Below are 20,538 nucleotides of genomic sequence, written 5' to 3'. Positions count from 1 at the left end.
AAATAGAAGATATAAAGACCTGAAAAATAGAGAGAAAGACATATAAGTAGAGCTTTTTTATAAGGAAGTTGTACTTAATTTTAGAACATGAGGTGAAGAAATGGCAAAACAAAAGCAAAGAGGGACGAAGGCAAAGGCAAGACGTACGATAAAGCCAACTTTGTATTATGAAATCGTCGGTTTGACTCTTTTTGCACTTTCGATTATTACGATTTTACAGCTAGGTGTTGTAGGGAAATCGTTTGTGTTGTTTTTTCGCTTCTTCTTTGGTGAGTGGTACATAATTGGTGTGTTAGGTGTAATAGCTTTATCAGTTGCGTTCGTCATAAAGCGTGGGTGGCCGAACCTTTTAAATAAACGGCTAATTGGTGTTTATTTAATTGTATTAGCGATATTAATGTTTAGTCATATTACATTATTTAATCTTCTTACAAAAGATGGAGCGGTGCAAAATACATCTGTTATTGTTAGTACAAAAGATAACTTCTTTCTTGAAATGAAAAAGGGTCCAGATAGCGTTCATTTAGGCGGTGGTATGTTTGGTGCGCTTATGTTTGCAACATGCTACTTCTTATTTGATGAAGTAGGAGCATATATCATTGGAATTATTTTAGTTATCCTCGGAATACTTTGTATAACAAATAAGCATATTGGAGAAGTGCTTGCTCCAGTAGGGAGAATACTTAGAAGTCAATTTCAAGTGATGCAAGGGGATTATAAAGATTGGAGATCTAAAAGGGTCGCCGAGCAAACTGAAAAGAAAAAAACAACAAGAAGCACGCGCCGTGAACGTGTTGCCGAACAAGAAGAAGCTATTGAGCCGGTAGAAGAAATAGAAATTGGTCCACCAATTATTTCGAATTTTACTGAGAATTATCCAATGAGTGAAGAGACGGAAAAGCGTATTGAAGAAGAGAACGAAAATGATTCAATTACATCTCCGTTTATTGAAGAAGCAGTTCCGCCTACGCCAGTAGAGCAACCGCAAAAGAAACGAGGAGAAAAAATCGTTGAATCGCTAGAAAGTGAAACGAAAGCGCCACCTATGCAATTTTCTAATGTGGAAAATAAAGATTATAAGCTTCCTGCTCTTGATATATTGAAATTTCCAAAGAATAAACAACTTACAAATGAAAATGCGGAAATTTATGAGAATGCTCGTAAATTGGAACGTACATTCCAAAGTTTTGGTGTGAAAGCGAAAGTAACAAAAGTACATAGAGGTCCTGCAGTTACGAAGTATGAAGTGTACCCTGATATGGGAGTAAAGGTAAGTAAAATTGTTAGTTTAAGTGATGATTTAGCACTTGCTTTAGCTGCGAAAGATATTCGTATTGAAGCACCTATTCCCGGGAAATCGGCTGTAGGGATTGAGGTTCCGAATTCAGAAGTTTCTATGGTAACGCTTAGAGAGGTTCTAGATTCAAAGGCGAATAACCATCCAGAAGAGAAGTTATTAATCGGTCTTGGACGTGATATTACCGGTGAAGCTGTGTTGGCACGTTTGAATAAAATGCCTCATTTACTAGTGGCTGGTGCAACTGGTAGCGGAAAGAGTGTATGTATTAATGGAATTATCGTTAGTATTTTAATGCGTGCGAAACCGCATGAAGTAAAATTAATGATGATTGACCCGAAAATGGTAGAGTTAAATGTATATAACGGGGTTCCGCACTTATTAACACCAGTTGTAACTGATCCGAAAAAAGCGTCACAGGCGTTGAAAAAAGTTGTGAGTGAAATGGAGCGTCGCTATGAATTGTTCGCGCATAGTGGAACGCGTAATATTGAAGGATATAACGATCATATTAAAGAACATAATAGCCAATCAGAAGCGAAACAACCTGAATTGCCATATATTGTAGTAATTGTGGACGAGTTAGCTGATTTAATGATGGTTGCTTCTTCTGATGTAGAAGATGCAATTATGCGTTTAGCACAAATGGCACGTGCTGCTGGTATTCATTTAATTATTGCGACACAACGTCCGTCAGTTGACGTTATTACGGGTGTTATTAAGGCGAATATTCCATCACGTATTGCATTTGCTGTATCTTCCCAAACAGATTCTCGAACGATTCTTGATGGTGGTGGTGCTGAGAAATTGCTAGGTCGTGGAGATATGTTGTTCATACCAATTGGTGCATCGAAACCTGTTCGTGTACAAGGGGCATTTTTATCTGATGATGAAGTTGAGAGAGTCGTAGAATATGTTGTTGCACAACAAAAAGCGCAATATCAAGAGGATATGATTCCACAAGATGTTCCTGAAACAAGACAGGAAGTAGAAGATGAATTGTATGATGAAGCAGTTCAGCTTGTAGTAGAAATGCAAACAGCATCTGTTTCTATGTTACAACGTAGATTTAGAGTAGGATATACGCGAGCGGCTCGTTTAATTGATGCCATGGAAATGAATGGTGTAGTAGGTCCTTATGAAGGTAGTAAACCGAGAGAAGTACTCATTAAAGATGTACAAGAAAAAAGTTCTTAAAAAAAGCCTAATTGTTTTTACAATTAGGCTTTTTTATATGCTGTTTCTGTTATATACTATAGTTAGCAATTAAGAAAGGGCTTACATTTGAGAGTGTCCTTTAGAATACGAATGCTTTTTATTAAGTTTTTTTAAATGTTCGATATTCAATGTAGAAAAGTGTTGAATTATGTTGACACATATGGGAGCAAGTGGTACGATTACTTCGAAAAGAATCACTGCCTCATATAATCTTGGAGATAAGGTCCATAAGTTTCTACCTGGCAACCATGAATTGCTAGACTATGAGGGGAAAAGTGTGTAACAAAGGATGTAAGGGATCTTTGTGCCGAACTTTTTCTCGAAATGAGGAATGTTTATGGTGCAAAGTTTTTTTTATGGGATAAAGAGTGAAAATTTCATCTTGAAAAATTATTAATATTTATTCGACAATTATGCTTATTTTTAGTATGTAGTAATTTATACTATGTTGTAAGTTGAAAAAAGAGAAAAGAAGTCTTACATCAGAGGTCGAATAATTGAAATGCGGGGGAGTCTTATGTCAGTAAAATCGGATAGTCGTCACCTATATTTACGGGTGATTGATCACATCAAAGAAAAAATTAAAGATGGTGCTTACAAAGAAAAACAAAAGCTACCTTCAGAGTTTGATCTAGCGAAAGAACTTGGTGTAAGTAGGGCAACTTTAAGGGAAGCATTGCGTATTTTAGAAGAAGAAAATGTTGTTATTCGTAGACATGGTGTAGGGACATTTGTAAATGCGAAGCCGCTATTCTCTTCTGGCATAGAGCAACTTTCTAGTATTACAGATATGATTTCTAGTGTGGGGAAAACACCAGGAACAATCTTCTTATCATCATCTACAACAACTTTAACAGAAGAAGAAAAAGAGAAGTTTAATAGTGAAGATGGATTTAGTGCAGTGATGATTGAGCGTGTTCGTACAGCAGATGGGGAACCTGTTGTGTACTGTATCGATAAGTTAGCGAAAGAGATATTACCAGATTTATCGGGATACAATGAGGAATCATTGCTTACAGTTATACATAATAACACGCACAAGCGTATCACATATGCAGTTGCTCACATTGAGCCAATAGGTTATCATCCGAAAATTTCACCGATTTTAGAATGTGAGCCTGAAACGGCACTGCTAGTTTTAAAGCAAATGCACTATGATCAAAATGATGAGCCAATCTTATATTCTATTAATTACTTTAGAGCTGACAAGTTTAGCTTCCACGTATTAAGAAAACGTATGTAGGTAAGTTCCTTTTTAGGGAGGTGACAGCAAGAAGTTAGGGACAGCAGCGTATAAAAAATAGACATATCATTTCAGGAGGGGTTTCTAGTATGAAGAAAAAAGCAGGTCTTTTATTATCGTTAACGTTAGCAGCAAGTACAGTGTTAGGTGCATGTGGTAATTCGGATAAAGCAGATAAAGCAGGTAGCGACAAAAAAGGTGATAAAGAGTTCAAAGTTGGTATGGTTACAGATGTTGGGGGCGTTGATGATAAATCATTCAACCAATCAGCTTGGGAAGGTTTAACGAAATTTGGTAAAGACAATAATTTAAAGAAAAATGAAGGGTACCGTTATCTTCAATCAAGTAAAGATGCAGACTATATCCCGAATTTAACGAAATTTGCGAAAGACAATTATAGCACAACATTTGGTATCGGATACCTAATGGAAAAATCTGTAATAAAGGTAGCTGAACAGTATCCGAAAGAACAATTTGCAATTGTAGATACAGTTGTGGATAAGCCAAATGTAACAAGTATTACATTTAAAGATCATGAAGGTTCATTCCTAGTTGGGGTTGTAGCAGCAATGACAACGAAATCAAATAAAGTTGGTTTTGTTGGTGGTGTAAAGAGCCCGTTAATCACAAAGTTCGAATCAGGTTTTAAAGCTGGAGCGAAAGCAGTAAATCCAAACATCGAGATTGTAGCGCAATATGCAGATGCATTTGATAAACCAGAAAAAGGATCTGTATTAGCATCAGCAATGTACGGTCAAGGGGTTGACGTAATTTACCATGCTTCAGGTGCAACTGGTAACGGTGTATTTACAGAAGCAAAAAATCGTAAGAAAAAAGGTGAAAACGTTTGGGTAATCGGTGTTGACCGTGACCAAAATCAAGAAGGTATGCCTGAAAACGTAACTTTAACTTCAATGGTAAAACGTGTTGATATTGCGGTTGCAAAAGTGGCACAAGAAGCGAAAGATGGTAAGTTAAAAGGCGGTAAAATAGAAGAGTTTGGCTTAAAAGATGAGGGTGTCGGTATTGCGAAAACAACTGACAATGTGAAAAAAGTAAACCCAGAAATTTTAACAAAAGTAGAAGAGTTTGAGAAGAAAATTACTGCTGGCGAAATTAAAGTACCTGCGACTGATGATGAATATAAAACATACGAAGCTTCTCTAAAGAAATAATAATAGAGAAATAGCAAAGGTTAGTTCTTAGAACTAACCTTTGTATATATAAAATTACTTTTAATAGAGTGTAATTGGGGAGTGTTCCCTGCTAGAAGGAGGAACAAAATGGAATACGTAATTGAGATGAACAATATTACGAAAGTATTCCCAGGCATTGTAGCGAATGATGATATTACGCTGCAAGTAAAACAGGGAGAAATACATGCTTTACTTGGAGAAAATGGTGCAGGGAAATCAACGCTGATGAATGTACTATTCGGTTTGTATCAACCAGAACAGGGTGAGATTAAAATTAAAGGAAAACCTGTAAAAATTACAAATCCGAATATAGCAAATGACCTTGGCATTGGGATGGTCCATCAGCATTTTATGCTTGTTCATAATTTTACAGTTACAGAGAATATCATTCTTGGAAATGAGCCGAGGAAAAAAGGGAAAATCGCTGTTGAAGAGGCTGCGAAAGAAATTAAACAATTATCTGAACAGTACGGTTTAGCTGTTGATCCAAATGCGAAGATTGAAGATATTTCGGTTGGGATGCAGCAAAGGGTTGAAATATTAAAAACACTTTATCGCGGTGCAGAAATTTTAATATTTGATGAGCCGACTGCGGTGTTAACTCCCCAAGAAATTCATGAACTTATTCAAATTATGAAAAAGCTTGTGCAAGAAGGAAAATCTATCATTCTTATTACTCATAAATTGAAAGAAATTATGGAAGTTTGCGATCGTTGTACGATTATTCGTAAAGGAAAAGGGATTGGAACTGTTGACGTTGCAAATACGGATGAACATAAACTTGCGGAATTAATGGTCGGACGTCAAGTGAATTTTAAAACAGAAAAAATAGACGCTACGCCAAAAGAAGAAGTACTTTCTATTGCAAATCTTGTTGTTCAAGATGCACGCCAATTACCTGCTGTAAAAGGCCTTGACTTAACTGTTCGTGCGGGGGAAATTGTTGGTATTGCAGGGATCGATGGAAATGGACAAAGCGAATTAATAGAAGCAATTACTGGTTTACGAAAAGTTGAGTCAGGTTCTATTGCAATTAAAGGCAAAGAAATAACGAATTGGCCTGTTCGAAGAATTACAGAAGAGGGAATTGGTCATATTCCAGAAGACCGTCATAAGCACGGGCTAGTTCTTGATTTTTCTGTTAGAGATAATATAGTTTTGCAAACGTACTATAAAAATCCATTTTCAAAGAAGGGGATTTTAAATTTCAGCAAAATTACAGAGAAGGCAAAGGCGCTTATTGAACAGTTCGATGTACGTACACCTAGCGAACAAACATTAGCGCGTGCTCTATCAGGTGGAAATCAGCAGAAAGCTATCATTGCACGTGAAGTAGATCGTAATCCGGATTTATTAATTGCAGCACAACCAACACGTGGTTTAGATGTAGGTGCGATTGAATTTATTCATAAAAAATTAATTGAGCAGAGAGATAATGGTAAGGCAGTATTGCTCCTATCTTTAGAGCTGGATGAAATTTTAAATGTAAGTGATCGAGTTGCTGTTATATATGAAGGGGAAATTGTAGCAATTGTTGATGCGAAAGAAACAAATGAACAACAGCTTGGTTTGTTAATGGCTGGCGGAACGGAGAAAGAGAAGGTGAATACAAATGGCTAAAAAATTTTTAACGGAGCGAACAATTAATATTTTAGTTCCAGTATTATCCGTTATTTTTGGTTTACTTGTTGGTGCCATTGTAATGTTAGTTAGTGGATACGATCCAGTTGTTGGATATGCAGCGTTATGGGAAGGGATGGTTGGAAATCCACAGGCAATTGGTGAAACATTACGTACGATGATTCCACTTGTGTTAGCAGGACTTTCTGTGGCATTTGCATTCCGTACCGGCCTTTTTAACATTGGGGTAGAGGGGCAATTATTAGTTGGATGGCTTGCCGCTGTGTGGTTTGGGTATGCAGTATCTTTACCAGCATTTTTGCATATACCGTTATCTATTTTAGTAGCGGCAATTGTTGGTGGTTTATGGGGATTTATACCTGGGTATCTAAAAGGAAAGTTTAAAGTAAATGAAGTAATTGTCACAATTATGATGAACTACATTGCGCTTTATGTTACGTATGACCTTATTAAACGCTTTATACATGAAGGTAATGAGAAGTCTTATGATGTACAAGCGAGCGCTTCGTTAGCCTCTGATTGGCTATCTTCATTGACAGATGGGTCTCGTTTGCACTGGGGAATTGTTGTAGCTATTATAATTGCTATTGTAATGTGGTTTTTATTAGATAGAACAACATTAGGGTATGAATTGAAATCGGTTGGTTTTAACCAAAATGCATCTCATTATGCAGGAATGAAAGTTTCGCGTAATGTTGTATTATCAATGACAATTGCTGGCGCTTTTGCTGGGATTGGTGGGGCTATGGAAGGTCTAGGAACATTCCAAAGTATGACGGCAATGACATCGTTTACTGGTATTGGATTTGATGGGATTGCGGTAGCTCTTCTTGGAGGGAATAATCCGTTTGGTATACTACTATCTGCGTTACTGTTCGGTGGTTTGAAAAGTGCAGCGCCGCAAATGAACTTTGAAGCTGACGTGCCATCGGAGTTAATTAATGTCATTATAGCATGTATTATCTTCTTTGTTGCTTGCAGTTATGTTTTACGCTGGGCACTTACACGTATGAGCAAGGAGGGGAAATAAATGAGCTTTTTAGATATTTTAGCCATTCTTGTGACTGGTACGTTATATACGGCAGCGCCACTTATTTTTACGGCGTTAGGTGGAGTGTTCAGTGAACGTTCTGGGGTTGTAAATATAGCATTAGAAGGTTTAATGTTATTTGGTGCATTTATCGGTATCGTTACAACGTTATTAATGGGGGATACGTGGGGATCGATGACTCCTTGGATTGCACTATTATTTGCAGCTATTGGTAGTGGGTTATTTGCACTTCTTCACGCAGTAGCATCCATTACATTCCGCGCGGATCAAGTAGTAAGTGGGGTAGCGATTAACTTTTTGGCTCTCGGTTTAACAGTATTTGCGATTAAGAAAATCTTTGGTAAAGGACAAACTGATTTTATTCAATACCGTATTGAAAAAATCGATGTTCCAGGACTTTCGGATATTCCGGTAATCGGGAAAATCTTTTTCTCAAATGTACCGTTAACATCGTATATTGCTATTATTTTAGCTTTTGTTGTTTGGTATATTATTTATAAAACGCCGTTCGGTCTTCGTCTTCGTGCTGTTGGTGAACATCCAATGGCAGCGGATACGATGGGGATTAATGTATATAAAATGCGTTATATTGCAGTTTGTATATCTGGAATGTTTGCAGGGGTTGGTGGCGCGGTATTTGCGATGTCAATTTCCGGTAACTTCTCAGGTGCTACAATTACAGGACAAGGTTTCTTAGCGTTAGCAGCTATGATCTTTGGTAAATGGAATCCACTAGGTGCCCTTGGAGCAGCTCTGTTCTTCGGATTTGCTCAATCACTTGGGATAACAGGTGGTACAATTCCTGTATTGAAAGAAATTCCAAGTGTATTCTTAACGATATTACCGTATGTATTCACAATATTAGCACTTGTTGGTTTTGTAGGTCGATCTGAAGCTCCGAAAGCATTAGGAACGCCTTATGAAAAAGGAAAACGATGAGTATTTAGAAAGTATAAGAAAAGCTCGCACATTAGTGCGGGCTTTTTTACATAGAATATATTTAATACGGGATTTTAATATGTTCCTTACATATTAAAGTTTTTAGAATGAGTCATATGTAAACATAATAAGGAAGAAAAGTTGATTTTTCATTTCTAAAAACTGTATATTGAAGAGGAATATTCCTATATACGTAAAGGAGGGCTATAAATGAAACTAATGGAACAGCAAATGCATGAGTTAGGTGGCTTGCGAGTACATATTATTCCGACTGATAAATATAAAACAAATACCTTTGTATTTCGTTTCAAAGCATCTTTAAATGAGGAGACGGTGACAGAGCGTGCCCTATTGCCATACGTATTGCAAAGTGCGACAGAAAAACTGCCTTCTGTAATTCGACTTCGTCAATATTTAGAAGAATTATATGGATCTTCTTTAGCGGTAGATGTAAGTAAAAAAGGGGAAGACCATATCATTTCTATTTATGTAGACATCGCAAATGAAACATATTTACGCGATGCACCACCGTTATTTGAAAAAGCGCTTTCTATGTTATCTGATATTGTTTTACATCCGGCAACAGAAGGGGACGGCTTTCTATCTTCTATTGTAGAAAGTGAGAAACGTGCACTCTTACAACGAATTGAAGCTACTTATGATGATAAAATGCGTTATGCAAACGAGCGTTTAATTGAAGAAATGTGCAAAGTAGAACCATATCGCTTAAGTGCAAATGGGAAAAAAGAGAGTGTAGCTTCTATTACAAATGAAAGTTTGTATCAATATTATCAAAAAGTGTTAGCTGAAGATGAACTGGATTTATACATCATTGGTGATATTTCAGAAGATGCTGTGGAGCTTGTAAATAAGTATTTTTCGATTTCACCTCGTGTTATGAAAGAAAAAAATGTACTTCTTCATAAACGAAATAATGAAGAAAAAGAAATTGTTGAAAAACAAGAATTAAAGCAAAGTAAATTAAATATCGGCTATCGCACATTCGTTACGTATAAAGATGAAGATTATTTTGCATTACAATTGTTTAATGGATTATTTGGAGGGTTTTCTCATTCGAAGTTGTTCGTAAATGTCCGTGAAAAAAATAGTTTAGCGTACTATGCAGCATCGAGATTTGAAAGTCATAAAGGGTTGCTCTTCGTTATGTCTGGAATTGAAGCGAAAAACTTTGAAAAAGCAGTTGAAATTATTAAAGAACAGATGAAAGCAATGCAAAACGGTGATTTTTCAGAGGAAGAGATTCAACAAACGAAAAGTGTAATTCAAAATCAAATATTAGAGGCAATTGATACACCACGTGGTTTTGTGGAAATGCTTTATCACGGCGTTATTTCAGAGCGTACACGTCCAGTTGAAGAATGGATAACAGGCATAGAAAGCGTGACGAAAGAAGAGATTGTGAAAGTTGCTAATAATATTGAACTAGATACAATTTACTTTTTACATGGAACGGAGGGAGAATAAATGGAGAAGATTGTGTATGAGCAATTAAAAGAGACGCTATATTATGAAAAACTTCCGAATGGATTAGACGTGTATATTTTACCGAAACAAGGCTTCAACAAAACATTTGCAACATTTACGACGAAGTACGGTTCCGTTGATAATACATTTGTTCCGCTTGGAAAAGAAGAAATGACTCGTGTACCAGATGGAATTGCTCATTTCCTTGAACATAAACTGTTTGAAAAAGAGGACCATGACGCGTTCCAATTATTTAGTAAACAAGGAGCATCGGCAAATGCTTTTACATCCTTTACGAGAACTGCTTACCTCTTTTCCTGTACATCAAATGTAGAGCGAAATTTAAATACGTTGTTAAATTTTGTCCAAGAACCGTATTTCTCTGAAAAAACGGTTGAAAAAGAAAAAGGTATTATCGGCCAAGAAATTCAAATGTACCAAGACAATCCAGACTGGCGTTTATATTTTGGATTAATCGATAGTTTGTTTGTTAAACATCCAATTAAAATTGATATTGCAGGGACAATTGAGTCGATTAGTAAAATTACAAAAGACCTTTTGTATGAATGTTATGAAACATTTTATCATCCGAGCAATATGTTAATGTTTGTTGTTGGAGCAATTGACCCTGAAAAAACAATGGATTTAGTACGAGAAAACCAAGCGAAAAAAGATTATGAAAACCAACCGGAAATTGTGCGCTCTTTTGAAGAGGAACCAGAAGAAGTGAATGAAAAGAAAAAGATTATTTCAATGCCTGTTCAAACTCCGAAATGTCTAGTTGGTATTAAGGCGACAAATTTAAAAGAAAAAGGGAAAGCCCTTTTAAAACAAGAAATTGCGCTTACATTACTTTTAGATTATTTATTTGGGAAAGGGTCAGTTCATTACGAAACTCTATATAACGAAGGTCTTATTGATGATTCGTTCTCGTATGACTATACAGAAGAAAATAACTTCGGTTTTGCAATGGTTGGCGGCGATACGAAGCAGCCTGACGAATTGGCAGATCGGTTAAAAGGGATTTTACTACAAACAAATTATGATCAGCTAGATGAGGCGGCATTGGAACGTGTGAAGAAAAAGAAAATTGGTGGATTCTTACGCTCATTGAATTCACCTGAGTATATTGCAAATCAGTTTACACGGTATGCGTTTAATGAATCTAGTTTATTCGATGCTCTTACAGTGTTGGAAGGATTAACTGTTCAAGACTTACAACAGGCAGCGAAAACATTATTAATTGAAGAGAAAATGAGTGTTTGCCAAGTGTTGCCAAAAAAATAAAGTGATATTTGAATAAAAAACGCAGTATCTAAATCCCTCATCTAACGTTTGGTTATTGCCAAATGGTAAGATGAGGGTATTATTTATTTATACGTAAAAGATAAGAGAGGGAATTTATGAAAAAGTATGCATTAGTAACTGGCGGGAGCGGAGGGATTGGCTCTGCTATTTCGAAGCAGTTAATCGAAGATGGTTATACAGTTTATATTCATTACAATAAAAGCGAAGAGAAGGTAAGGGAGTTACAGAAGAAATTTGGTGAAGTAATTCCTGTTCAAGCGAATTTAGCTTCTAAAGAGGGCGCTGAGGAATTATGGGGACAAATCGAACATCCGATTGATGTTATCGTATACGCAGCTGGAAAGAGTATCTTTGGATTAGTAACAGATGTTACGAATGAAGAATTAGATTATATGGTGGAGCTTCAAGTGAAGAGTGTATATAAACTTCTAAAGAGGGCGCTTCCACCGATGATAGGGCGAAGAAGTGGTAATGTTGTCATTATTTCATCCATTTGGGGGCAAATAGGAGCATCTTGTGAGGTACTGTACTCAATGGTAAAAGGTGCACAAAATTCATATGTAAAAGCTTTAGCAAAAGAAGTTTCTTTAAGTGGATTGCGTGTTAATGCGGTAGCGCCAGGAGCAATTGAGACAGAAATGTTAAGTGTATTTTCAGAAGAGGATAAAAATGAAATTGCTGAAGATATTCCATTAGGTAGAATAGGACTACCGGATGAGGTAGCAAAAACAGTCTCCTTCCTCGTTTCACCAGGAGCTTCTTATATTACGGGACAAATTATCGGAGTCAATGGAGGTTGGCATTGCTAAAAATTCTTACATAAAAAACAAGAAATTGTACAAATTAAGCATGATTCTATTACTTAATAGTGAGGTGCTTAAACATGACAGTGTTAGAAAACTTTGATCAGTGGAAGAGCTTTTTAGGAGAACGTTTAGAACAAGCGCAAGGAAAAGGAATTGATGGTGGCGCAGTATCAGATATGGCATTTCGCGTTGGAGATTATCTAGCTAATGAAGTGGAAGCGCGTAATGACCAAGAAAAATTGTTAGCTGAACTTTGGAAAGTTGCTGATGAACAAGAGCAACATACGATTGCAAATTTAATGGTGAAATTTGTACAACATAAGTAAAAGTAGAGAGGAGAAGCTCCTCTCTACTTTTTTTGTATAATAATTACACGGAATAGATTATACATTTAGCTTCCCTATTAAGGTGAAATCATATAATATAGTACGTAGGTGTAAAGTAAGCGTGGGGGAGTGATCTTGGATGATTGAATGGTATTTTGAATATGAAATACATAAGAACCGACCTGGCTTGCTTGGTGACGTTTCTTCGTTAATCGGTATGCTTGGCATCAATATTGTCACAATTAATGGTGTAGATAATGCACGACGTGGGCTTTTGCTTATGTGTGATAATCAAGAGCAAATCTCTAGACTTGAATCAATTTTAAATACTATGGATAATATAACGGTAACGAAATATCGTCCGCCAAAGCTTAGAGATAAGCTAGCGGTTAGACATGGTAGGTACATACAACGAGATGCAGATGATAAGAAGACATTTCGATTTGTGCGTGATGAATTAGGATTACTTGTAGACTTTATGGCGGAGATAATGAAAAAAGAAGGTCATAAACTAATTGGAATACGAGGAATGCCTCGTGTTGGAAAAACAGAATCCATTGTTGCCGCAAGTGTTTGTGCAAATAAGAGGTGGTTATTCGTATCATCTACTCTTATTAAGCAAACTGTTCGTAGTCAATTGATTGAAGATGAGTATAGCGATGATAATATTTTCATACTAGATGGAATCGTGTCAACAAAGCGTGCAAATGAAAGGCATTGGCAGCTCGTTCGTGAAATAATGAGATTGCCTGCAACGAAAGTTGTGGAACATCCGGATGTATTTGTGAGTCAGTCAGAGTACACGTTGGATGATTTTGATTATATTATCGAATTGCGTAACGATTATGATGAAGAAATTCAATATAATTTAGTAGATGAAATTGAGCAAGGTGCGCAAAATAATTTCTCTATGTTCGACTTTTAAAGAAATATTGAGGTGTTAGTAGTGACGGAATTAGGACAAAAGCTGAAAGAAGCAAGAGAAGCAAAAGGCTTGTCTATGGATCAGCTGCATGAGATTACAAAAATTCAAAAACGCCATTTAGTAGCGATTGAAGAAGGCAATTACGATGTGTTGCCAGGAGCTTTTTATGCGCGTGCATTCATTAAACAATATGCAGATGCTGTTGGATTAAATGGAGAGGAACTGCTTGTAGAATATCAGAGCACAATACCACAATCTGAAAATCGTGAAGTTCCACAAGTATCAACTGGACAAAAAACACAAGAAACAATGCAGAAATCTTCATCATGGCCAATTGCAGATCATATGCCAAAGATTTTAATTGCGTTATTAGTAATCGTATTTGGAGTAGTAGTTTGGTTTGTGATTCAAATGTTAACTGGAAAAGATGACGGACAAGTTCCAAATGCTCAAAGTGAGAAAATTGAAGTTCAAAAAGCAAAAGATTCTCCGCTAGATACGAAGAAAGATGAAGTGAAAGCGGAAGAGCCAAAAAAAGAAGAACCTAAAAAAGAAGAACCAAAGAAAGAGGAGCAACCAGCGCAACCAACTGGACAACAAGAAGTGAAAGTAGTTGGAACAACTGGTAAGGTATCTACTTTGGAAATTCATAATAATAAAACATTAGAACTGGAAATCTCAGCAAAGGGTGCAAGTTATGTAGATGTTAAAGATGATGCGGGTAACGAAATTCTAAACACTACAGTACAAAGTGGTCAAACAGAAAAACGTGATTTATCAACAGCAAAAGAAGTGCGACTTAATATTGGAAGTGCACCGAATGTTGAAATTAAACTGAATGGCCAAGTGGTTACTTTCCCATTAGATCCAGAAAAAGAATATCACCAAAGATTGGTGATAAAAAACCAAGGGATAGGGCAACCTGCACAATAACAGTCATCGCTTCGATGACTTTTTTCAATGAACAAATGTTTTTGACATGATGGAGGAATAGCTGTGAATTTACCAAATAAAATTACAATATCTAGAATCTGCTTAATTCCAATTTTTATGGTAATTATGCTAGCGCCCTTTGATTGGGGCTCAATTACAATTGGTGATGTAGAGTTACCAATTCAACATTTAGTAGGGGCACTTATCTTTATTATTGCTTCAGCTACAGATTGGATTGATGGACATTATGCAAGAAAGTATAATCTTGTAACGAATTTAGGGAAATTCCTTGATCCGTTAGCAGATAAATTACTTGTTTCGGCAGCACTTATCACATTAGTAGAAATGCAATATGTACCTGCTTGGATCGTTATTGTAATTATAAGCCGTGAGTTTGCAGTAACAGGTTTACGCCTTGTACTTGCTGGAACAGGGGAAGTAGTTGCAGCAAATCAGTTGGGGAAAATTAAGACGTGGACTCAAATTATTGCGATTGCAGCATATTTATTACACGATGTACCGTTAAATTTAATCCATATCCCAGTTGCAGATATTTTCATATGGATTGCATTAATCTTTACCGTTATTTCAGGATGGGATTATTTCTGGAAAAATAGAGCTGCTTTTGTAAACTCAAAATAGAAGTTTATGGGGGAATCGGGATGAATGCTGAGATTATTGCGGTTGGAACTGAATTATTACTTGGACAAATTGCAAATACAAATGCCCAGTTTTTATCTGAAAAGTTAGCTTCAATCGGAATTAACGTGTACTACCATACTGTGGTTGGGGATAATAACAAGCGATTACAGAAGGCAATTGAAGTTGCTGAAGAACGCGCTGATATGCTCATTTTTACAGGTGGATTAGGACCGACAAAAGATGATTTAACGAAAGAAACAATAGCGTCTAGTTTAAATGAAGAGCTTGTGTATGATGAAAAGGCATTAACATCGATAAGCGATTATTTTAAGCGTACAGGCCGCGAATTTACGGAGAATAATAAAAAGCAGGCGCTCGTTTTAAATGGATCGACAGTATTTGCGAATGATCACGGTATGGCGCCAGGTATGGGGTTAAATAAGAACGGAAAAGTTTATATTTTATTACCGGGACCGCCGAAAGAAATGAAGCCGATGTATGTAAGTTACGTAGAGCCTTTTTTACGTAACTTTACAACGGGTGAAAATATTTATTCTCGTGTTCTTCGCTTTTTTGGTATTGGTGAATCTCAATTAGAGGTGAAAGTTCAAGATTTAATTGATGGACAAACGAATCCAACAATTGCACCACTTGCAAATGATGGAGAAGTGACATTACGTTTGACTGCCAAACATCATGATGCAGATGAGGCGGAGAAACTAATTCAACATGTGGAAGATTTGATTTTAGAAAGAGTAGGAGAATTTTTCTACGGATATGACCAAGATTTCCTTCATTACAAGGCAGTAGAGTTATTGAAGAAAAAAGGGTTAACTTTAGCATGTGCAGAAAGTTTAACGGGTGGTCTCTTTGGAAATCAAATAACAGAAAATGCTGGTGTATCGTCTGTATTTAAAGGCGGTGTTATTTGTTATCAAAATGATGTGAAGCAACAAGTTTTACATGTACCTGAAGAAGTGTTGCGTACTGATGGTGCGGTTAGTAAACAGTGTGCTCGTTATCTTGCTGAAAATGTAAAGAAATTGTTAAAAGCGGATATCGGAATTAGTTTTACTGGGGTGGCAGGACCGGATGCTTCAGAACATAAAGAACCAGGAACAGTATTTGTTGGATTGGCGATTAAAGATGAACCAGCTGTAGTCTTCCCACTTAATTTGAGTGGAAGTCGTCAGCAAATTAGAGAACGCTCTGCAAAATATGGATTTTATCATTTATATAAAAAGCTAGAAGAGATATAAATTTCTTCTAGTTTTTTTTGTGGGTAAATCGAGTTTTATTTGATGGAAAATAAAAAAATCGAATAAATGTTCGATTTTTGTTGGCAAATTGAATTGAAAATAGGTATAATAAGATTAGCAATTCAGCTAAGGAGGAATTTTGAATGAGTGATCGTCAAGCGGCATTAGATATGGCGTTAAAACAAATAGAGAAGCAATTTGGTAAAGGTTCAATTATGAAATTGGGAGAACAAGCGGAACGTAGAATTTCTACAATTTCAAGTGGTTCTTTAGCACTTGATGTGGCACTAGGGGTAGGCGGATACCCACGTGGCCGTATTATTGAAATTTATGGACCTGAAAGTTCAGGTAAAACAACAGTTTCATTACACGCAATCGCGGAAGTACAGCGTCAAGGTGGACAAGCAGCGTTCATTGATGCGGAGCATGCGATGGATCCTGTATATGCACAAAAATTAGGTGTTAACATCGATGAATTACTATTATCGCAGCCTGATACAGGGGAGCAAGGACTAGAAATCGCAGAAGCACTTGTACGAAGTGGCGCGGTTGACATTATCGTAATTGACTCGGTAGCAGCTCTTGTACCGAAAGCTGAGATCGAAGGGGATATGGGTGACTCACACGTTGGTTTACAAGCACGTTTAATGTCACAAGCACTTCGTAAACTTTCAGGTGCAATTAATAAATCAAAAACAATCGCAATCTTTATCAACCAAATTCGTGAAAAAGTTGGGGTTATGTTCGGAAACCCAGAAACAACTCCAGGTGGTCGTGCGTTGAAATTCTATTCAACTGTTCGTCTTGAAGTACGTCGTGCTGAGCAATTAAAGCAAGGTAACGATATCGTTGGTAATAAAACGAAAGTAAAAGTAGTTAAAAATAAAGTAGCACCACCATTCCGTGTTGCTGAAGTTGATATTATGTACGGAGAAGGTATTTCAAGAGAAGGTGAAATCTTAGATATGGCTTCTGAACTTGATATCGTTCAAAAGAGTGGTGCTTGGTACTCTTATAATGAAGAACGCTTAGGACAAGGTCGTGAAAATTCGAAGCAATTCTTAAAAGAGAATACGGATTTAAGAGAGGAAATTGCCTTCTTTGTTCGTGAACATCACGGAATTGGTGAAGACTCTGGTGTTGAAGACACGGAAGATTCAATCCTTCAAGATTAAAAATAAAAGACACGGGACCGTGTCTTTTATTTTTAATTCGCTATGAAAGCGTTGTATATAGCTGGAGATAAAATATTTATTCTATCCAAAAGGCCATGTGTAAAGGGGAATATTTATATATTTTAAGTAAATGAATTGGGATTCACTAAGGTTTTCCAGGATAATATGCTATTTACTTTTCGAATTCAGATAAGATTCAGGGCTGAAGGTAAAGAAAGTAAAAGTAGACAACGCTTGACAATGAAAATTGCGATAGATACAATGAGAATGTATATTTTTTCTTATATACGATACACTCTTCTCAAGAAGAGAAGTAATATTCGGAGTAAGACTTAAATCTTGCCGAAATAATAATATGACATTTTAATTGTGAAATGAAGAAAGTCCCTTAAAAAAGCGGGACGACGGTCTTTGCTGTACGTTGTAATTCAATGTACATGTCGACAGTCTTTTTTCATTCATAGCAAGGGGAGGTGAAATCATGACGAGTAGTACAGTTTGGATACTCATCTCCATTTTGCTTGCAACAGTCGGTGCAGTTGTTGGCTTTTTTGTTCGAAAGTCTATTGCTGAAGCGAAGATTAACGGTGCAGCTAATGAAGCGAAACGTATTCTAGACGAAGCGAATCGCGATGCTGAAGCACTTAAGAAAGAAGCGCTTTTAGAAGCAAAGGATGAAATTCATACACTTCGTACAGAAGCTGAATTAGAAATTCGTGACCGTAGAAGCGAATTACAAAAACAAGAAAATCGTTTAATGCAAAAAGAAGAGAACCTTGATCGTAAAGACGAAACGCTCGATAAGCGCGAGCAACAGTTAGAAAAGAAAGAGGAATCTCTTGTAGCGAAACAACAACAGATTGAAGAGTTGGAAAGCAAAGTGGGAGAGTTAGTTCAAAAGCAACAAACGGAATTAGAGCGCATTTCCAATCTGACACGCGAACAAGCGAAAGCAATTATTCTTGGTAAAGTGGAAAGTGAAGTTTCTCATGAAATTGCCGTTATGGTAAAAGAAAGTGAAGTTCGCGCGAAAGAAGAAGCGGATAAGAAGGCAAAAGAGATTTTATCTCTTGCGATGCAAAGATGTGCAGCTGATCATGTTGCTGAAACAACCGTTTCGGTTGTAAATCTTCCAAACGACGAAATGAAGGGGCGTATTATCGGACGTGAGGGTCGTAATATTCGTACGCTAGAAACGTTAACAGGTATTGACCTTATTATCGATGATACACCAGAAGCGGTAATCCTATCAGGATTCGATCCAATTCGTCGTGAAACAGCTCGTATCGCTCTTGATAAACTAGTACAGGACGGACGTATTCATCCAGCGCGTATTGAAGAAATGGTTGAAAAATCAAGACGTGAAGTGGACGAGTATATTCGCGAAGTCGGAGAGCAAACAACGTTTGAAGTGGGTGTTCATGGTTTACACCCAGATTTAATTAAGATTTTAGGTCGTTTGAAATACCGTACAAGCTATGGGCAAAACGTCTTAAAACATTCTATGGAAGTAGCGTATTTAACTGGACTTATGGCAGCGGAACTTGGCGAGGATGAAAAACTAGCAAGACGTGCGGGTCTATTACATGATATCGGAAAAGCGATTGATCATGAAGTAGAAGGTAGCCACGTTGAAATTGGTGTTGAACTTGCAACGAAATATAAAGAGCATCCTGTTGTTATAAACAGTATCGCATCTCACCATGGTGACACGGAACCAACTTCTATCATTGCAGTTCTAGTTGCTGCAGCGGATGCATTATCAGCTGCAAGACCAGGAGCTCGTAGTGAAACGCTTGAAAACTACATTCGTCGTCTTGAAAAGTTAGAAGAGATTTCAGAGTCTTATGAAGGCGTAGAAAAATCTTTCGCAATTCAAGCAGGACGTGAAGTTCGTATTCTGGTAAAACCAGATACAATTGATGATTTAGAAGCTCATCGTTTAGCTCGTGATATTCGAAAACGTATTGAAAATGAACTGGATTATCCAGGACATATTAAAGTAACTGTTATTCGTGAAACGCGTGCAGTGGAATACGCAAAATAAAGTGGTGAAACACCACTTTATTTTTTTGTGTTGGAATTGGGTAAAATAAAGGAAATTAATTATGAGTTGCATGCAAGTGAAAGAAACTTATAATAGATAAATTGTTACTATTGTAAGGGGAATCGCTTCAAGTTATAGCATGGTAGTAAAAAATGTAGTACATAGAAAGGGTAAGACATATGAGAATATTATTCGTTGGGGATGTAGTAGGATCTCCTGGTAGAGACATGATTCAACAGTACGTACCGGCATTAAAGAAAAAATATACACCTACAGTAACAATCATTAATGGAGAAAATGCTGCGGGTGGACGTGGAATTACGGAAAAAATATATCGAAACTTTTTAGAGTGCGGGGCACAAGCGGTTACACTTGGAAACCATGCTTGGGATAACCGTGAAGTATTTGAATTTATTGATGATGCAAAATATCTTGCAAGACCAGCTAACTTCCCAGAGGGGACGCCAGGAAAAGGGCTTATCTTTGTAAATTGTAACGGAACAGAAGTTGCAGTTATTAACTTACAAGGACGTACTTTCCTTCCTCCAATTGATTGTCCATTCCGTAAAGTGGATGAGCTAATCAACATTGCAAAAAAACGTACAAACATTATTTTTATTGATTTTCATGCTGAAACGACAAGTGAGAAGCAGGCGTTAGGTTGGTACGTAGACGGTCGCGCTACAGCGGTAGTAGGTACACATACACACGTTCCTACAGCTGATAATCGTATTTTACCAAGCGGAACAGCTTATATTACAGATGTTGGTATGACAGGCCCATATGATGGGATTTTAGGTATGGATCGCGAAGCGGTATTGAAGAAGTTTTTAACGAACTTACCAGTACGTTTTGAAGTAACGAATGGTAGAACGCAATTAAGTGCAGTGTTAATTGATGTGGATCCTAATACAGGGAAAGCGAAGAAAATTGAGCGCATTTTAATTAATGATGACCAGCCGTTTTTTGAGTGATTTTTAACGAAAAGTTAGATAAGTCATTATATTTTAATTTTTTAGAAAAATTACGGAAATTTAGCAGGAATAC

At 36.9% G+C, this 20,538-nt stretch carries 17 protein-coding genes and 1 riboswitch; all 17 genes read left to right on the top strand.

The window, feature by feature from the left end:
* Positions 1-100: 100 nt before the first annotated feature.
* The 17 genes from ACTFQM_RS13965 to ACTFQM_RS13885 all read left to right on the top strand — a co-directional run bounded on the left by ACTFQM_RS13965 (position 101) and on the right by ACTFQM_RS13885 (position 20,465).
* Entirely contained in the window at positions 101-2,494 is a 2,394-nt protein-coding gene (locus tag ACTFQM_RS13965) for a DNA translocase FtsK (protein WP_440034902.1), read from the top strand.
* 203 nt (positions 2,495-2,697) lie between these two features.
* A riboswitch (purine riboswitch) is annotated at positions 2,698-2,799 on the top strand.
* A 233-nt stretch (positions 2,800-3,032) separates the two neighbouring features.
* Positions 3,033-3,758, top strand: coding sequence for a GntR family transcriptional regulator (locus ACTFQM_RS13960; RefSeq protein ID WP_025148361.1), 726 nt, complete (start codon positions 3,033-3,035; stop codon positions 3,756-3,758).
* Positions 3,759-3,847: 89 nt separating this feature from the next.
* On the top strand, positions 3,848-4,933 hold the full coding sequence (locus ACTFQM_RS13955; RefSeq protein ID WP_002173067.1) for a BMP family lipoprotein: 1,086 nt from the start codon (positions 3,848-3,850) through the stop codon (positions 4,931-4,933).
* A 108-nt stretch (positions 4,934-5,041) separates the two neighbouring features.
* Positions 5,042-6,574 carry an ABC transporter ATP-binding protein gene (locus ACTFQM_RS13950; RefSeq protein ID WP_440034901.1) on the top strand — a complete coding sequence of 511 codons (1,533 nt, stop codon included), beginning with the start codon at positions 5,042-5,044 and terminating at the stop codon, positions 6,572-6,574.
* Entirely contained in the window at positions 6,567-7,625 is a 1,059-nt protein-coding gene (locus ACTFQM_RS13945; RefSeq protein ID WP_440034899.1) for an ABC transporter permease, read from the top strand. The genes ACTFQM_RS13950 and ACTFQM_RS13945 overlap by 8 nt, the downstream gene beginning before the upstream one ends.
* Entirely contained in the window at positions 7,626-8,585 is a 960-nt protein-coding gene (locus ACTFQM_RS13940; RefSeq protein WP_353768675.1) for an ABC transporter permease, read from the top strand.
* Positions 8,586-8,795: 210 nt separating this feature from the next.
* A complete protein-coding gene (gene yfmF / locus ACTFQM_RS13935; RefSeq protein WP_400528343.1) occupies positions 8,796-10,070 on the top strand; it encodes an EF-P 5-aminopentanol modification-associated protein YfmF in 1,275 nt (424 codons plus the stop codon).
* On the top strand, positions 10,071-11,357 hold the full coding sequence (gene yfmH / locus ACTFQM_RS13930; RefSeq protein ID WP_440034895.1) for an EF-P 5-aminopentanol modification-associated protein YfmH: 1,287 nt from the start codon (positions 10,071-10,073) through the stop codon (positions 11,355-11,357).
* A gap of 116 nt (positions 11,358-11,473) precedes the next feature.
* The gene (gene ymfI / locus ACTFQM_RS13925; protein WP_440034892.1) at positions 11,474-12,187 is read left to right on the top strand and encodes an elongation factor P 5-aminopentanone reductase; all 714 of its coding nucleotides are present in this window, start codon (positions 11,474-11,476) and stop codon (positions 12,185-12,187) included.
* A 74-nt stretch (positions 12,188-12,261) separates the two neighbouring features.
* A complete protein-coding gene (locus ACTFQM_RS13920) occupies positions 12,262-12,510 on the top strand; it encodes a DUF3243 domain-containing protein (RefSeq protein ID WP_400528339.1) in 249 nt (82 codons plus the stop codon).
* A 139-nt stretch (positions 12,511-12,649) separates the two neighbouring features.
* A complete protein-coding gene (locus tag ACTFQM_RS13915; protein ID WP_098304012.1) occupies positions 12,650-13,435 on the top strand; it encodes a DUF3388 domain-containing protein in 786 nt (261 codons plus the stop codon).
* A gap of 21 nt (positions 13,436-13,456) precedes the next feature.
* Positions 13,457-14,368, top strand: coding sequence for a helix-turn-helix domain-containing protein (locus ACTFQM_RS13910; protein ID WP_048371602.1), 912 nt, complete (start codon positions 13,457-13,459; stop codon positions 14,366-14,368).
* A gap of 63 nt (positions 14,369-14,431) precedes the next feature.
* Positions 14,432-15,010, top strand: coding sequence for a CDP-diacylglycerol--glycerol-3-phosphate 3-phosphatidyltransferase (gene pgsA / locus ACTFQM_RS13905; RefSeq protein ID WP_440034889.1), 579 nt, complete (start codon positions 14,432-14,434; stop codon positions 15,008-15,010).
* Positions 15,011-15,030: 20 nt separating this feature from the next.
* Positions 15,031-16,269, top strand: coding sequence for a competence/damage-inducible protein CinA (gene cinA, locus ACTFQM_RS13900; protein ID WP_440034888.1), 1,239 nt, complete (start codon positions 15,031-15,033; stop codon positions 16,267-16,269).
* Positions 16,270-16,412: 143 nt separating this feature from the next.
* Positions 16,413-17,444, top strand: a complete 1,032-nt coding sequence (recA, locus tag ACTFQM_RS13895; protein WP_265621639.1) for a recombinase RecA — start codon at positions 16,413-16,415, stop codon at positions 17,442-17,444.
* A 481-nt stretch (positions 17,445-17,925) separates the two neighbouring features.
* A complete protein-coding gene (gene rny, locus ACTFQM_RS13890; RefSeq protein ID WP_025148373.1) occupies positions 17,926-19,491 on the top strand; it encodes a ribonuclease Y in 1,566 nt (521 codons plus the stop codon).
* Positions 19,492-19,670: 179 nt separating this feature from the next.
* On the top strand, positions 19,671-20,465 hold the full coding sequence (locus tag ACTFQM_RS13885; RefSeq protein ID WP_002173056.1) for a TIGR00282 family metallophosphoesterase: 795 nt from the start codon (positions 19,671-19,673) through the stop codon (positions 20,463-20,465).
* Positions 20,466-20,538: the final 73 nt, after the last annotated feature.

The sequence above is a fragment of the Bacillus cereus group sp. MYBK30-2 genome (assembly GCF_051915945.1).
GTDB lineage: Bacteria > Bacillota > Bacilli > Bacillales > Bacillaceae_G > Bacillus_A > Bacillus_A paramycoides.
This window is presented reverse-complemented; position numbering and strand designations above follow the sequence as displayed.

What these genes read in the sequence shown, in the direction of transcription:
- ACTFQM_RS13965 (WP_440034902.1), top strand. Translation starts at nt 101, where the DNA reads ATGGCAAAACAAAAGCAAAGAGGGACGAAGGCAAAGGCAAGACGTACG.
- ACTFQM_RS13960 (WP_025148361.1), top strand. Translation starts at nt 3,033, where the DNA reads ATGTCAGTAAAATCGGATAGTCGTCACCTATATTTACGGGTGATTGAT.
- ACTFQM_RS13955 (WP_002173067.1), top strand. Translation starts at nt 3,848, where the DNA reads ATGAAGAAAAAAGCAGGTCTTTTATTATCGTTAACGTTAGCAGCAAGT.
- ACTFQM_RS13950 (WP_440034901.1), top strand. Translation starts at nt 5,042, where the DNA reads ATGGAATACGTAATTGAGATGAACAATATTACGAAAGTATTCCCAGGC.
- ACTFQM_RS13945 (WP_440034899.1), top strand. Translation starts at nt 6,567, where the DNA reads ATGGCTAAAAAATTTTTAACGGAGCGAACAATTAATATTTTAGTTCCA.
- ACTFQM_RS13940 (WP_353768675.1), top strand. Translation starts at nt 7,626, where the DNA reads ATGAGCTTTTTAGATATTTTAGCCATTCTTGTGACTGGTACGTTATAT.
- yfmF (WP_400528343.1), top strand. Translation starts at nt 8,796, where the DNA reads ATGAAACTAATGGAACAGCAAATGCATGAGTTAGGTGGCTTGCGAGTA.
- yfmH (WP_440034895.1), top strand. Translation starts at nt 10,071, where the DNA reads ATGGAGAAGATTGTGTATGAGCAATTAAAAGAGACGCTATATTATGAA.
- ymfI (WP_440034892.1), top strand. Translation starts at nt 11,474, where the DNA reads ATGAAAAAGTATGCATTAGTAACTGGCGGGAGCGGAGGGATTGGCTCT.
- ACTFQM_RS13920 (WP_400528339.1), top strand. Translation starts at nt 12,262, where the DNA reads ATGACAGTGTTAGAAAACTTTGATCAGTGGAAGAGCTTTTTAGGAGAA.
- ACTFQM_RS13915 (WP_098304012.1), top strand. Translation starts at nt 12,650, where the DNA reads ATGATTGAATGGTATTTTGAATATGAAATACATAAGAACCGACCTGGC.
- cinA (WP_440034888.1), top strand. Translation starts at nt 15,031, where the DNA reads ATGAATGCTGAGATTATTGCGGTTGGAACTGAATTATTACTTGGACAA.
- recA (WP_265621639.1), top strand. Translation starts at nt 16,413, where the DNA reads ATGAGTGATCGTCAAGCGGCATTAGATATGGCGTTAAAACAAATAGAG.
- rny (WP_025148373.1), top strand. Translation starts at nt 17,926, where the DNA reads ATGACGAGTAGTACAGTTTGGATACTCATCTCCATTTTGCTTGCAACA.
- ACTFQM_RS13885 (WP_002173056.1), top strand. Translation starts at nt 19,671, where the DNA reads ATGAGAATATTATTCGTTGGGGATGTAGTAGGATCTCCTGGTAGAGAC.